Annotated in this window: 10 protein-coding genes; 6 read left to right on the forward strand and 4 right to left on the reverse strand. The window is 47.5% G+C overall.

Going from position 1 to position 15,350, the window contains the following annotated elements; translation table 11 throughout:
* Window positions 1-100: 100 nt before the first annotated feature.
* From ACF8PK_RS08205 to rluB, 6 genes are all read left to right on the forward strand, one after another.
* Entirely contained in the window at window positions 101-1,621 is a 1,521-nt protein-coding gene (locus tag ACF8PK_RS08205) for a sodium:solute symporter family protein (protein ID WP_014205284.1), read from the forward strand.
* A gap of 101 nt (window positions 1,622-1,722) precedes the next feature.
* Complete coding sequence (locus tag ACF8PK_RS08210) at window positions 1,723-2,667, forward strand: sugar kinase (RefSeq protein WP_392440713.1); 945 nt, start codon at window positions 1,723-1,725, stop codon at window positions 2,665-2,667.
* Window positions 2,668-2,683: 16 nt separating this feature from the next.
* Window positions 2,684-3,322: a bifunctional 4-hydroxy-2-oxoglutarate aldolase/2-dehydro-3-deoxy-phosphogluconate aldolase gene (locus tag ACF8PK_RS08215; RefSeq protein ID WP_392440714.1), complete on the forward strand. Its 639-nt coding sequence runs from the start codon at window positions 2,684-2,686 to the stop codon at window positions 3,320-3,322.
* An 83-nt stretch (window positions 3,323-3,405) separates the two neighbouring features.
* Window positions 3,406-5,856 (forward strand): family 20 glycosylhydrolase, encoded by a 2,451-nt coding sequence (locus tag ACF8PK_RS08220; RefSeq protein WP_392440715.1) that lies wholly within the window; start codon window positions 3,406-3,408, stop codon window positions 5,854-5,856.
* 314 nt (window positions 5,857-6,170) lie between these two features.
* A complete protein-coding gene (locus tag ACF8PK_RS08225) occupies window positions 6,171-6,791 on the forward strand; it encodes an L-threonylcarbamoyladenylate synthase (protein ID WP_004726273.1) in 621 nt (206 codons plus the stop codon).
* Between the two features lie 146 nt (window positions 6,792-6,937).
* Window positions 6,938-7,882, forward strand: a complete 945-nt coding sequence (gene rluB, locus ACF8PK_RS08230) for a 23S rRNA pseudouridine(2605) synthase RluB (protein ID WP_004726272.1) — start codon at window positions 6,938-6,940, stop codon at window positions 7,880-7,882.
* 307 nt (window positions 7,883-8,189) lie between these two features.
* On the opposite strand, the gene ACF8PK_RS08235 is transcribed toward rluB, so the two are convergent.
* The 4 genes from ACF8PK_RS08235 to cydD all read right to left on the reverse strand — a co-directional run bounded on the left by ACF8PK_RS08235 (window position 8,190) and on the right by cydD (window position 15,307).
* Window positions 8,190-9,566: a UvrD-helicase domain-containing protein gene (locus ACF8PK_RS08235; protein ID WP_222792762.1), complete on the reverse strand. Its 1,377-nt coding sequence runs from the start codon at window positions 9,564-9,566 to the stop codon at window positions 8,190-8,192.
* Window positions 9,563-11,260 carry an ATP-dependent endonuclease gene (locus ACF8PK_RS08240; RefSeq protein WP_392440716.1) on the reverse strand — a complete coding sequence of 566 codons (1,698 nt, stop codon included), beginning with the start codon at window positions 11,258-11,260 and terminating at the stop codon, window positions 9,563-9,565. The genes ACF8PK_RS08235 and ACF8PK_RS08240 overlap by 4 nt, the downstream gene beginning before the upstream one ends.
* A gap of 545 nt (window positions 11,261-11,805) precedes the next feature.
* Entirely contained in the window at window positions 11,806-13,527 is a 1,722-nt protein-coding gene (gene cydC / locus ACF8PK_RS08245) for a cysteine/glutathione ABC transporter ATP-binding protein/permease CydC (RefSeq protein WP_154181035.1), read from the reverse strand.
* Complete coding sequence (cydD, locus tag ACF8PK_RS08250; protein ID WP_392440717.1) at window positions 13,520-15,307, reverse strand: cysteine/glutathione ABC transporter permease/ATP-binding protein CydD; 1,788 nt, start codon at window positions 15,305-15,307, stop codon at window positions 13,520-13,522. Before cydD ends, cydC begins: the two co-directional genes overlap by 8 nt.
* Window positions 15,308-15,350 lie beyond the last annotated feature (43 nt).

The following is a 15,350-nucleotide window of genomic DNA, read 5'->3' on the forward strand; positions in this document are numbered from 1 at the left end:
GGCGATTAACATAACAATAAAATTAGATAATTTGGAACTGAATCTAATATTGCTGTTGGGATTATATTTCTAGAAATGGATTTTAATATAGAGGTGTTCAATGAACAGTACACTTTTTCTTACTGGATTTGGTGCGTATGTCTTATTTTTAATTTGGTTGGGATGGTTTGTTTCTCGCAACCAAAAATCAGGTGAAGACTTTTTACTCGGGGGGCGAGGTTTACCGCTATTTCTCGTTTTGGGTACCACGGTTGCAACCATGGTTGGCACGGGTTCAAGTATGGGGGCGGTTGGCTTTGGGTACTCCAACGGTTGGGCGGGTGCGCTTTATGGCATTGGTGGTGCCATCGGTATCTTGCTGTTGGCACTCTGGTTTGCGCCTGTTCGTAAACTTAACTTCATGACGATGAGTGAAGAGCTCGCCTATTATGTGGGTGCAAATCGTGCCGTTAAAAACGTTGTTGGCCTGCTTATTTTTATTGCATCGATCGGATGGCTGGGCGCACATATTCTCGGTGGTGGTATGTACCTCGCTTGGATTGCGGATATCGAGCTTAGTACTGCGAAAATGATCATCGCGGCAGCATTTACAATCTATGTGGTGATCGGTGGTTATACCGCAGTGGTTTGGACCGATACGATTCAAGCCATCATCCTTTTTGTTGGTTTTATTCTTATGGCGGTGCTTTCTGTACAGCACATCGGCGGGTTAGATAACCTTTACTCTGCGATGGAGCCTGAAGCGATTAGCTTCCTTGCGATTGATAAGCTTGGTTTGATTCCGGCAATTTCACTGGCAGTGGTGATCGGTGTTGGTGTTTTGGCAACGCCTTCATTCCGTCAACGTATTTACTCTGGCAAAGATGTATCAACCATCCGCCGCTCATTTGTCGGTTCCGGTGTTCTGTATCTGTTCTTCTCAATCATTCCAGCCGTGATCGGTATGGCTGCACATGCGATTGACCCTGAATTGAACAACGCAAACTTTGCTTTCCCGTACATCGCGGCAACGATACTGCCAGTGGGGATTGGCCTTATCGTGCTGATTGCAGGCCTCTCGGCGACAATGTCAAGTGCCAGCTCAGATGCGATTGCTGGTGTTTCTATTCTACTGCGTGACGTGTACGTCATGTTCACCGGACGTGTTCCCAATAAAGAATCCATGTTGAGCTATTCGCGTTGGGCTTTGGTTGTCGTGATCGGTTGTGCGTTGCTGTTTGCGCTGACATCCAACGACATTATCAGCTATATCACGAAAATGATTTCGACAGTGATGTCAGGTATGTTCGTGTGCGGCATGTTGGGTCGCTTTTGGAAGCGTTACAACTGGCAAGGTGCATTGGCAACATTGGCAGGTGCTTCTCTTGCTTCATTTGCGGTCATGATGAGCCCTGACTTGACGGCTTTTTGGGGTAATCCAGTGATTCCATCTTGCTTGTTTGCTCTTACGGCCGGTGTGGCAGTGAGTCTGATGACTCCGGCGAACCAAGTCTCTCCAGATACCGCGAAAATGATTTTAGATGACGAACGTGCGCTGATGGAAATGAAGCGGTCTGATGAAGATCTCCTAGACGGTGGCGTGGCCATAAAGAACCGTAAATTGGCCAATCAAAACGCTTAATAATGAGTTTCTTTCAACAGAGAAAAGGAACCGCAATAAGCGCCTGACAAACTGGTGGCTCTTTTGAGCCACCATTCAAAGCGACCCAGAGTAGGTGAACGATGACTAATTCATCCCAAACTAAGATTGCTTTCTTTGGCGAATGCATGATTGAACTGAGCGGCGATCCAATCCATAAAGGTTTTGGTGGTGATACGCTGAATACCGCACTATATCTCTCTCGACTCACAGCCTCATATCCTGTGCAAGTCTTCTATGCGACGGGTCTTGGTGATGACGTACTTTCTCGAGAGCTCACCGAGCGTTGGCAACACGAAGGCATTGCGACTGATTTCATCGAGATTTTCCCAGCGAAGCTCCCTGGGTTGTACATGGTACAAACCGATCAAGCAGGTGAGCGCAGCTTTCTCTATTGGCGCGATAAGGCCGCTGTGAAAAGCTATTTTTCAACATCTTCACTCAATAAGCTAGAAACCGCTATTTTGAACAAAGCATTGGATTATTTGTATCTAAGCGGGATCAGCATCGCGATTCTGGATGACGAGAGCAAAATCAGGCTGAGCAGGGCGTTGAAGCAATTCTCAGACGCTGGGGGAACGGTGGTTTTCGACAATAACTTTCGTCCCCAACTTTGGTCTGCGGCTCACGCTCAGTATTGGTACAGCCAAATTCTACCATTCGTTGACATTGCGCTTATCACGGAAGATGACGACGTATTGGTGTGGGGAGAAGAGGAAAGTGTGGCGCAGCGTTGTCTTCGATTTGGCTGCCAAGAAATCGTAATTAAACGGGGCTGCGAACCATGCAAATTGATTTGGCAGCAAGATGGTGAATACAAACTTGCTCATGTGGCAGCAGAGAGCGTCGCAAACGTGATCGACACGTGTGCTGCTGGGGATTCATTTGCCGCTGGTTACCTTGCAGGGCGATTAACCGGACAAAGCTGCGAAGCGTCCGCACAAAAGGGGCACGCGTTAGCGGCGACCGTCATTCAATATCCTGGCGCGATTATTCCAAACGAAGCCATGATTCATCTTATTCGATAATTTCCGAGAACCGATTATGTCTCAAGTCATGATTCAGCAACTTCAGCAACTTCAGCAATTTAAAATTATCCCAGTGATTCAAATTAACAAGGTTGAGCACGCAATTCCACTGGCGAAAGTGTTAGTCGAAAACGGTCTGCCAGTCGCGGAAGTGACGTTTCGAACAGCAGCAGCTGCCGATGCGATTAAAGCCATGCGCGATGCGTATCCGCAAATGTGTATCGGTGCTGGCACCGTGCTAACGCCAGAGCAAATTTCCCAAGCGAAAGATGCTGGCGCAGAGTTTATTGTCGCGCCGGGGTTGAACCCAAATACCATTCGTCGTTGCCAAGAAATCAACATGCCAATCGTTCCGGGTGTGAATAACCCAAGTCAGGTTGAACAAGCACTTGAGTTGGGTTTGAACTTCCTCAAATTCTTCCCAGCAGAAGCGAGTGGGGGAATCGCAATGGTGAAGTCTCTATTGGCGCCCTACGTCGATGTGAGCCTGATGCCGACGGGCGGTATTGGTAAAAGCAATATCAATGAGTATCTCTCCATCGACCGTGTGGTTTGTTGCGGCGGCACGTGGATGGTTGCACCGAGCTTAATTGAAAGCGAACAGTGGGACAAAATTGGCGAGCTAGTTCGTGAAGCGGTGGCGCTTGTCGCATAACGCAAGCAAAGTCTTTTGACTGAGTCACATGACGCTTTGAAACCGCATGACTCAGGTTGAATCACAACGATAGGATGGCGCGAATGAACAAAGGAACATTAGCACTACTCATTTCAGGCTTAATCACAATTCCAACGGCAACGATGGCGATGACTCCCAACACCGATCTGAACCTGATGCCCTACCCACACAATGTAGAGTTAGGGCAAGGTAAAATCACACTGGATAAATCCTTTAGCATTTATATCAAAGGCTATGATTCTCCACGCGTGCAGTTCAATGCAAAACGCACTATGTCCCGTTTGTATCGACAAACGGGATTGCCCATGCTGAACTGGCATGCCCAGTCGGAAAAAGACGCAACTTTAGTGATTGATATTCGTCATGCGCCGAAATCCGAAGTACAGGACATCAACAGCGATGAATCGTACCGACTTGATTCGCGTCATGGTCAGATCATCATTCGCTCTGAACGCCCTTACGGTGCGTTCCATGGTTTAGAAACCTTTTTGCAACTTGTGACGACGGATGCGGCTGGATATTTTGTACCCGCGGTGTTCATTCAAGACGAACCGCGTTTCCCTTGGCGTGGTGTCTCCTATGATACGTCGCGTCACTTCATTGAACTCAATGTCATTCTTCGTCAGCTTGATGCGATGGCATCTGCAAAAATGAATGTTTTCCATTGGCATCTTTGGGACGATCAAGCGATTCGTATCCAGCTCGATAACTACCAAAAGTTATGGCAAGAGACGGCCGATGGTGATTACTACACCAAAGACGAAATCCGTGATGTGGTGGATTACGCGCGTAACCTTGGCATTAGAGTGATTCCTGAAATTTCTTTGCCGGGACATGCTTCAGCGGTAGCACATGCGTATCCTGAACTGATGTCTGGTATGGGGGACCAATCTTATCCGCATCAACGCGGTTGGGGTGTTTTCGAGCCTTTGATGGATCCAACCAATCCTGAACTTTACAAGCTACTGGCGAGCGTGTTTGACGAAGTGGTTGAGTTGTTTCCTGATGAGTATGTTCATATCGGGGGCGATGAGCCGAATTACCAACAATGGAAAGACAACCCGAAGATTCAGCAATTTATCCATGACAACCATCTGAATGGTGAACGGGGCCTGCAATCATACCTAAACACTCAAGTTGAACACATGCTCAAGAAGCGCGGCAAGAAGATGACGGGGTGGGATGAAATCTGGCACAACGATCTGCCGACTTCGATCGTGATTCAAAGCTGGCAAGGACATGACAGCATTGGTCGTGCGGCAAAAGAGGGTTATCAAGGTATTCTTTCAACGGGCTATTATTTAGATCAACCGCAACCGACCAGTTATCACTATCGAAATGACCCGATGCCGAAAGGGATTACGGTTGATGACAAGCGCCATCAAGGCGAGACATTTGCGACTTACAAATGGGTGAAACCACGCAGCAAAGGTGGGCCTCGTACTGGCAATTTAACGATTATCGAAGCGACTGACGGCAGCTATCGCGCATTTACGGATTACAATGGTAAGTCTCGTGAAGAGGTATTTATCATCGAGTACGTACCGGGTGTGAAGTTTAGAGGGCACTTTGATAACTTTATGTCTTACACCGAATTCAACTATGATTTTTCGGATGGCAAGTTGAAAGACAGTAGTTACCAGTTGATTGGCAATGTTCGTTGGCCTACGACTGGAGAACTGGTGGCGAGCAGTGATAGGGTAGGGAGCATGATTCCTGAGCCGAATGGCGGCTATCCGGCTGAGCTGACCGAAGAAGAACAGCAGTTAATCTTGGGTGGGGAAATCACCATTTGGGGGGAGAACCTCGATTCAATGACCATCGAGCAACGTTTATGGCCGAGAAGCTACGCGATTGCCGAGCGGCTTTGGTCTCGTCAAGATTTGACCGATGAGCGCAGTATGTACAAGCGTATGAAAGCGATGGATTCATGGTCTGAGATTTCGCTTGGGATGCGTCATCATGCGGATGCAAACATGATGCTCAAACGCCTTGCAAATGGCGCAGACGAAACGCCACTACAAATGCTAGCCAAGTACATTGAGCCAGCTCAATACTACGCTCGTCATTGGGAGAAGTGGATCGCGACGCCAAACAAAGGCGATTTATACAACCAGTACGAACGATTAAATCGCTTTGCGGATGCATTGCCAGTAGAAAGCTTAACAGTGTATGAGATGAACGATTTGGTCGCGACTTATGCTCAAGGTGATAAAACAGCGTTGGATGCGTTAGCGATGCATTATCAAAGCGTTAAGTTAGCGGCGCAGCAAGCCAAACCTATTTTTGCGGCCAACGTGGCGTCGGTAGAAACTGTGCGAGTTGCAGAAGCGGCAATCAACGTGGCTGAATTGGGGCTGATTTTGATTGATACAGCGAAACGCGGCGATGCACTGGCTGAATCTGACGTGGAAGCGTATCAAAGAATCCTCAATGAAAATGCCATTATTTTTGATGAAACCATCGTCGCTATTGTGACACCGACAAAGCAGCTACTCGATACCCTTCTCTAATCATGGAACACCGCCTTTCTGATGGTTGATCAGGGGCGGTGATTCAAGGGGCTTTGTCTTGATATCGTTAAGTTACTATGGGGCGAGCCGCGCAAAGTCCTTTTCGTCATCCTCATCCATCTTGATGGGTTCCACTCAGTGCCGACCATGTCCAGTCATCGCTATCCATTTTAAATCGCTTGAATGTATGTCAGTGCCAATGAAATAGGACAGAGTTTATTGTGCCGTGTTATTCTATATCTAAACTATTGATTGCAAAATATACAGGGTTGGACGACGTTAAAAGCCTGCCAACTCGAAAGTGAGGAATGACAATGAGCCAGTTTTTTTATGTGCATCCTGAAAACCCGCAGGCGCGCTTGATCACCCAAGCGGTGGCTATCATTCGTAACGGTGGTGTGGTGGTTTACCCGACCGATTCTGGCTACGCGCTGGGCTGCCAATTGGAAAACAAACACGCGTTGGAGCGTATTTGCCAAATTCGACGTTTAGACGACAAGCACAACTTCACATTGATGTGCCGCGATTTGTCTGAACTCTCGCTGTACGCGCGCGTGGATAACACTGCGTTTCGTTTGTTGAAGAACAACACGCCGGGGCCATACACCTTTATTTTTAAAGGGACCAAAGAAGTGCCGCGCCGTTTGATGAATGCAAAGCGTAAAACCATCGGTATTCGTGTGCCGAACAATCAAATTGCACTGGATTTATTGGAAGCGATGGGCGAACCGCTGATGTCGACATCATTGATCTTGCCGGGCAACGAAACCACAGAATCAGATCCAGAAGAGATCCGCGACCGCCTAGAGCATGCGGTTGACGTGATTTTGAACGGGGGTTACTTGGGCGAGCAGCCAACGACCGTTGTCGATTTCAGTGACGATGAGATGCAAGTTGTTCGTTTTGGCGCCGGTGATCCAACCCCATTCCAATAACCCGGTTGCGGGAAAAGCCGCGTGGGTGAAAGCCCCTGATAAAACGGGTGCTTTTTGCGAGAGAATTTGCGATACTACGCGACCGCGATTTTGAGGTCGCATCTTGTTATTCGACGTCTGAGAAGACGACACAATTAGGTAGATAAATGAGCGAAAAGTTACAAAAGGTTTTAGCACGTGCTGGTCATGGTTCTCGTCGTGAGCTAGAAGCTCTGATTCGAGCTGGGCGCGTAAGTGTTAATGGCAAGGTAGCTGTACTGGGCGAGCGCCTGGAAGATGAAAACGCCGTAGTGCGTATTGACGGACATGCTGTGTCTGCAAAAGCACAAGAAGAAGTCATTTGCCGCGTACTGGCGTACTACAAGCCAGAAGGTGAACTGTGTACTCGTCACGATCCTGAAGGTCGTCGTACAGTATTTGACCGTCTACCCAAGATTCGTGGTTCTCGCTGGATTTCGGTGGGTCGTCTGGATGCCAACACTTCAGGTCTGCTGCTGTTCACAACTGATGGTGAACTGGCGAACCGCCTGATGCACCCAAGCCGTCAAGTTGAACGTGAATACCTTGTGCGTGTATTCGGTGATGTGACCGAAGATAAAATCCGCAATCTGGTTCGCGGTGTGCAACTGGAAGATGGTCTGGCTCGCTTTGAAGACGTAGTCTACGCGGGCGGTGAAGGCATGAACCATACGTTCTACGTGGTGATCAACGAAGGTCGTAACCGTGAAGTTCGTCGTCTGTGGGAATCGCAAGAAACCACAGTAAGCCGTCTGAAACGTGTGCGTTACGGTGACATCTTCCTTGATAAGAAACTGCCTCGTGGCGGTTGGATGGAACTGGATCTGAAAGATGTGAACTACCTGCGTGAGTTGGTTGAACTGAAGCCAGAGAAAACCACCATGCTGGACGTGTCCAAAGACAACACATCACGTAAACGTGAGCGTTCACGCAGCCAGAAAATTCGTCGTGCAGTGCGCCGTCACGAAGAACGTGTCACGGCTCCGGCAGGCCGCAGCGGTAGCTCTCGTCGCAAAGACGCAGCATCTCGCCAAAAAGCGGGCAACAACAGCTCGCCGCGCAAAGGTCGTTAATCTTTCGCTGTCAGAACGTATAAAAATCCCGGGCTTGTCCCGGGATTTTTTATGCCCGGAAAACGGCGTGAAGTCGCAAGTCCAAACAATAAACAGCAAAAGAAAAGCAACAGGTGAGAGTCAGTCATAACGTCTCATACTAAAAAGGCAGCGATCACATTGGTACGCTGTCTTTTCAAAAGCGTTTCTACCCCAAAATGAGTTGCAATCAGTGTCAAAGAGAATTATTTGCAGGGTCACTAGATATCACACATTTTTTGAGTCTGACCTCTATTAGACTACATGGGTATTTGTGGACGGATGCATACTAGTTATGAGTAACGAATCCCAGTTCACCTATAGAATTCCTAACAGCCGCCATATCTTCTTTAGCGAGTAAATCGTGATCTAAAGCTAACACCAGCCTCTTTTTGGCACGAGTTAGAGCGACATAGATTTTTTTCCATTCTTTATTAAATCGATTTGCTTTGCTAATACCATTTTGAGTTAAGTATTTCAGGGTATTTGGGCTAAGTATGATTACACACACATCAGCATCCAATCCCTTGATAGATTCGATACTTTGGACTTTGAATTGAACATCATTTTTAGTGCATGAATTGCATAGCTCATGTAATTGGGCGAAGTGCTGTTTATTAAGAGCCAATGAATGCCGAGCAATGAGTTTACTTATGGCTTTCTTATTATCTTCATTGATCGCATCGTCCATAAAGTCAGAAAAAGCAGCTTTAACAAACAAAGCTTTGTCTTTCTTATGGTTAGAATCACGAATCATTTCCTCGATCTCTCGTGGGAATGAGTGTTTGTGTTTAGATGAAGTTGTATAGCGACCATTCTTTTTGTCGATACAAACAAGTTGTTTTGTGTCTAAATAGTTCGTTAGTAGATCGTCATATCGCCCGTCCGTCGATTCAATGTACATGAGTTCACCAACCATTTCTGATAGTGACTCTTGTTGCTGATTTTCATAACAGAAGCTGTTTGAGACAGTTAGTATCTCTCTGGGGACTCGCCTAGTTTGATTGTTGATCGGTAGTATGGTCGCATATTTTTTTTGAGCTAATTTTTGAACGAAAGCATCAAGATCTTGGGGAAACTTGATTGCTTGTTTTGGATCTCCGATCATGTATATGTCAATATCGTTGCTGCCTAGAACTTCGAAAAAGCGAAGTGCATCTTTATCTAAGTCTTGGACTTCGTCGATGAATATCTTGTCAAAACAGCTTCCTAGAATAGCCAAAAGTCTGCGGACTTTATCTTTCTTCGCTCTGTTGTTGTGCTTGCTGGTGGTTTCATCAACAATTTGTTTAGCGATGTTGTAGACGCTCTCGGCATGAATGATGTTTTTATCTTTTAATCGCTTTAAGTGCCAGTTTTTGAATCTAGCATCGCTCGGTAACATCATTATTGATGCGTCGTTATACACATCTCCGAGAGTGAATGACGAGAATGGGTAGATGATTTCGTTTAACAAGAAGCTATGTACGGTCTGTATATAGAGATTCGACGGAATAAAGCCATGTTGTTTGATTATCTCTTGCTCTATCTTCGCTGTTGCAGAGTTTGTGTACGTCAGTGCAAATGTCTTTTTGTGACTAGTACAAGCTTCGATGTGCTCTATCAAAGTCTTTGCTAAGCCATAAGTTTTTCCAGCACCTGCACCAGCAATCTGTACTTCTATCATGATACAGCCTCGATAACCTCAGCGATGTGTGCTGGTAACTTGATATCCAGTGGATTCTCTTCCTCAACCATCGCATCACATACATCAAGCATTCTTGCTGTCTTACCATTAATCATGTGTTTGGATACTGCGTCGAGGTCGCCTTCCATTTCGAATAAACCATTTAGTAAAGCTAGGTTGTCTTCTGTTTCTACTAAATCAATTTCAAGTGTGTAGTTTGTTGTTGTTCTTACAGTGACATTCGCATGCGCTGTGTCATAGGCATCATGTTTGGCTTTAGCCGCATCTGAATTGTCATAATCACGGACAACACCAATTTTCTTGTTCTGGTTATCTTTGTTCAAGGCTAGCCATATATCTAAGAAAGTGGCGTAACCACGTTGACCAATTGGAATAATATCAATGTCGTTGAGGGCTGGTTGTTTAGACAGATAAGTGCTGATTAGCATTTCTTCAGTCGGACCCTCTACGAGAATGACTTTGTTCGCAAACAGCAGCTTTAAGATGTCGAAGTTAGGTCTCTTTCTTAGGTAGTCAACTAGCTTAGTTGGCGTATCAGACAGACTAATTGCTTTCTCGCCAGTAAACGCCAACACATTAGAGATTTTTAGCTTGTTGATGATCGATGGGTTATGGGTCGAGATGATAGTTTGTACAAGCGAGCTACTGTTGCTTGAGCTTTTCTCAATGAAGTCTCTTACTAAACGAAGGTTGTTAACGCTCAAGTGTGCTTCTGGTTCTTCTATACAGCACAAGTTGAATGTATCACCACATGACTTGTAGTAAGCAAACAGGATGAGTATGTAGATAAGATTTCGTTGTCCTAAGCCTTTTTGGTACAGAAATTCATTCCCGTATTTCAAAGTGATATTCGATAAGATGTTCTTCAAGTTAGGCAGGTTAGGAGTGCACTCAAGCTGTTTGATAATACTGTCGTAATTCTCAAAATCGTCATTAGTTCTAATGACCTTGTCGAATGTTTCAGTCTTTTCAATAGCACTAAAAAACTCAGAGTAGGCGGTATTGATCTGACCTTTGTCGTCATCGTTGAGAGTGTTCATAAGCAGTTTGGTGAAAATGCTATTGGACTTCATTGAACTGCTTTCTGAGAAGTCATCTCGCTCTGCATTGATGCTATGGAGACTGACGTGTTTTAAGTCACTGTATGCGATAGGCTTTTCATTGTTCACAGAGACGACTTGGTAGTCGTATAGCTCAACGGGTAGAGTAAACCAGTTAATATCATCTAAAGTCTTACCAGCGAGCGATTTCTTCACGACCTCAAGCAAATCTTTGTCGTCTTTAGGCTTAAAGTCGTATCTGATTTTGTAAGTTTCTTTATCTCCATCTGCAACAATCCACTTAGCTAACAGTGCTGTTTCATAAGCATCTTTCGGATCAGCGAACTCTACGGTTACTGATACTTTAGGGATCTTTCTAAGCTGATTCTCTTCGGTGTCATCATTGACAATGGATGTTAGAAAATCAATAACGGAATCTTTGTTGATATCAGAAACACTCAAACGCTTCTGGTTGAAGTCTATTAGGTTGCCGCTTAACGGTAACGAAAGTGCGGTGAAAAAGTTCGTTTTACCAGTATCGTTTTCACCAATAACAACTGTCAGTTGTTGAAGTTTAGCTTCGAAAGTGCGGAAACTACGGTAGTTGTTAATCGTTACCTTTCTGACGTACATAGGAATTTCCCTAAAAAGCATACAAGCGCATATGCTGATAATGTACTACAGGTTATGTGGTTATTGTATTATTCCTACTACTTGTTGGTGCCTAAGTGTGATCGCACGTAACTCACCAATGTCCAGTTACGAGTTAGCTTTGTACCCCACAAACAGGGAAAAATTCATGGATGAATTTTTAGGTTTTCGGCGTCGGGAACGCCTAAAACCGTCCCGGCCAGCGACTACGAAGCAAAAGGCACTTTCTGGATACTCTTTGTGCCAGCAAAGAGTATCTGGTGCGCTTTAACCAAAGCCACGTGGTTCGTTAAATCCAAAGCGCAACAAACCAAAGCACACCAAAACAAACCAAAGCACACCAAAACAAACCAAAGCACACCAAAACAAACCAAAGCACACCAAACCACACCAAACTAAACCAGCAACGTATTTCAGTAGATGGTCAAGACAACCCACTCGAAACTAGATTCCTCTCCCACACTAGACAAAGAAAAGCCCCGGGCCAATCGGCGACGGGGCTTTTTTGTTATTTAATGATCATCACATCACAGTGTTTGATTGAGCTGGAAGTAGCGACCTTGCTGTGCCAACAGGGCTTGGTGGCTACCGTGCTCCACGATTTCACCTTGCTCAATTAGGCAAACGGCATCCATCGTTTCCAATTCGACTAGGCGGTGGGTAATGAAGATGACCGTCTTGTTCTCGAAATGGGATTGAAACAGCGCCATGATTTGTTGCTCAGTCTGTTTATCCAGACCTTCAGTTGGTTCATCCAGTAGCAGGATTGGGCCATCGTGTAGTAGGGCGCGGGCAATGCCAATACGACGTTTTTCGCCACCTGAAAGTTGGCGGCCACCGTCACCGAGCCATGTATCCAGCCCCGGCGCTTCGAGGAGCTTACCCAGCCCCACGCGTTCTAGCATCGCGCTCAGTTCGCTGTCATCGGCATGAGGTTTTGCCATGCTGAGGTTGTCACGCAGGCTGCCGTTAAGAATATCAACGCGCTGGCTCACCACACTGATTGCCGCACGCAGATCGCTCTCTTTCCACTCTTGCAGGCGCGTACCCGCAATGCGGATGTCGCCTTGTTGTGCATCCCAGTAGCGGCACAGCAATTGAATCAGCGTCGATTTGCCTGAACCCGTTTGGCCAACAATCGCCACTTTGTGGCCTGCTGGAACGGTCAGGCTGACGTCTTTCAAGGCTGGCTGTTCGCCGCCGCTGTAGTTGAACGTCAGGTGTTCAAACGTGATATCAAATTGACCCGAATGACGTGTTTCTTCGCTAGGGAATTTCACGTCCGGTTCGGAGAGAATGATTTCATTTAGGCGACGTGCTGAAGTCAGCGTTTGACCCAGATGTTGGAACGCGCCCGCGATTGGCATCAGCAGTTCAACACTGGCCATGGTGGCAAACACCACCAGAGCAATCATCGGATCTGGCGCTTGACCATTCACGCCATCGGCCGCGAGCCACAGCATGAGCACCAAGGTCCAGCCGTTCGCCAGCAGAAGCAGGGCAGAGGCAAGGCCGGTAAAGCTTGCGTTAACTTTTTGGTTTGCCAGCAGTTTTTCCTGCGCCGCGTAAATTGCGTCACGGTAGCGAGACTCCGCGCCAAAAATGGTCAGTTCGCTGTAGCCTTGCAGCCAGTCGAGTGTGGCAACGCGCATCTCGGCTTTGTGCTGTGTCAGCTCTGCGCCGTTACGTTTCCCCAGCTTGTAGAACATCACCGGCCACACCAAGAGGAGTACCAGTAACACACCACCGAGCGTCAAACCCAGCGCCATGTCAAACCAGCAGAGTAGTGCCGTAAGCGCTGCAATGCCTAAAACGCCAACAGTCACTGGGCTAATGAGTCGCAGGTAAACGTGGTCCATCGCATCGATGTCTGCCACCAAACGGTTGAGCAGATCAGCATCGCGCAGGTTCGACACGCGGCCCGGAATCATCGGTGCCAGCTTTTCAAAGAAGAAAATTCGCAGGTCGGTCAGGAGTTTGAACGTTGCGTTGTGGCTCACAACACGCTCGCCCCAACGACCAGCGGTACGACCCATCGCAAAGCCACGCACAAACGCGCCCGGCAACATGTAGTTGAATGTTTCACGGGCGATGGTTAGCCCGGCAACCGCTGCGGCAGACAAGAACCAGCCGGACAGCGTTAACAAACCAATCGAGGCGCACAGCGTGACAAACGCTAGCAGCATACCTAGCGTTAGGCCGAACCAATGCTTTTTATACAGTTTCAGATAAGGCAGTAAATCACGCATCGAGGTTCCCCTTATTGGCTTCTTGAAGGGCTTGGTTAGACGCTAACATGGTGGCAAACAAGCCCTCTTGTTGGCTGAGCGTGGCAAAGTCGCCCGCTTGAACCAACTGACCCTCTTGCATCACCAAGATTTGATTCACAGACTTGAGTGGCAGCAGTTGGTGCGTCACCAGCAGCGCCGTCTTGTGCGTGATTTGTTGATTGAGGCCTTGCATCACCAGTTGTTCGCTGCGTGCATCCAAACTGGCGGTCGGTTCATCCAACAGCCAGAATTGGCCGTTTTGCAACATTGCGCGCGCCAGCGCAAGGCGCTGCGCCTGACCTACCGACAAACCGCCGGAGCGATCGCTGATTGGGTAATCTAGGCCATGTTTGCTGACAAACTCAGATGCAAAGGAGCTGTCTAGGACTGCTTGTACTTGTGCATCCGCGATATTGGATTTACCGAGAGTGACGTTGTCACGAATGGTGCCATGCACCAACAATGGGTTTTGTCCCACCCAACTGATCTGTTTGCGCCAGTGCGCATGATCCAGTTCACTCAGTTCGATGCCGTTAATGCTCAAGCTACCGCGGTAAGGCATGAAACCCAGAATGGCATTGATCAGGCTGGTTTTGCCTGCGCCGCTTGGGCCGACCAGTGCGGTCGTCTGTTGGCTGTTCAGCGTAAAGGTCAGTGGGCCGACAAGGCGTTTGCCTTCTGGGCTGAACACTTCCAGATCGCGCGCAACAATTTCAACACCTTGCATCTCCGGCAGGGTTTGTGAACCCGACTGCACTTGACTGACATCGATATTCAAAAACTCAACGATGCTTTCGGCAGCGCCGACGGCTTGCTGCTTCGCATGGTAGAAAGTGCCTAGATCGCGCAATGGCTGATAGAACTCAGGCGCAAGCACCAACACAAAAATACCAGCAAATAGCGTGACACTGGCGCCATAGCCGCCGAAATTCAGTTCGCCGATAAAGCTAAAGCCGAAGTACACCGCGGTAATCGCAATCGAGATTGAAGTGAAAAATTCCAACACGGCAGATGACAAGAACGCAATGCGCAGGACATCCATGGTGCGTTTACGAAACACTTCGGATGCACCTTTCATCTGCTCCGTTTCCGCACCGGTACGGTCAAACAGACGAATGGTGGTCATTGATTGCAGGCGGTCGTAGAAGTGACCGGATAAGCGTTGCAGTGCTTTGAAGTTTTTGCGCCCAGCATCAGCGGCTTTAATGCCGACCAAGGCCATGAAAAGCGGAACCAGCGGTGCGGTGATGAGGAAAATCAAACCCGCAGCCCAGTTGACCGGGAATACGACAATAAGAATGACAAACGGGATCAGCACCGAAAGCGACATTTGCGGCAGATAACGCGCGAAGAAGTCGTGCATGTTCTCGACCTGCTCCAGCGTCAATGTGGCCCATGCACCCGCCGGTTTGCCTTTGATGTAGGCTGGGCCTAGCGCGCGCAGTTTGTCGAAAATGAGCTGGCGAATGTAGATTCGAATTTGCTGACCGGCGCGAAAACCAGCCAGTTCACGGGCCCAAGAACAGCCTGCGCGAATGGCGATGGTGACCACCAATCCGATGAAATATGGGACCAGTTCGTGTTTGTCGACATGCTCAATAATGAGCTGATGCAGAATCGAGGCGAGAAGGGCGGCTTGGGCGAGTAGAAACACGCTTGATAACACACCGAGCCCTACAGCAAGCATCAGCCAACGCTTGGCGAGTTTGCTTTGCTGCTTGAGCCAAATATTCAAGCTACGTTGCTTTTTCTTATCCATGTTGAAGGCTTATTGAGAATTATTATGTTTTTGGAAAGGCGTT

This window comes from Vibrio sp. CJQ_6, assembly GCF_043106745.1.
Taxonomy (GTDB): domain Bacteria; phylum Pseudomonadota; class Gammaproteobacteria; order Enterobacterales; family Vibrionaceae; genus Vibrio; species Vibrio furnissii.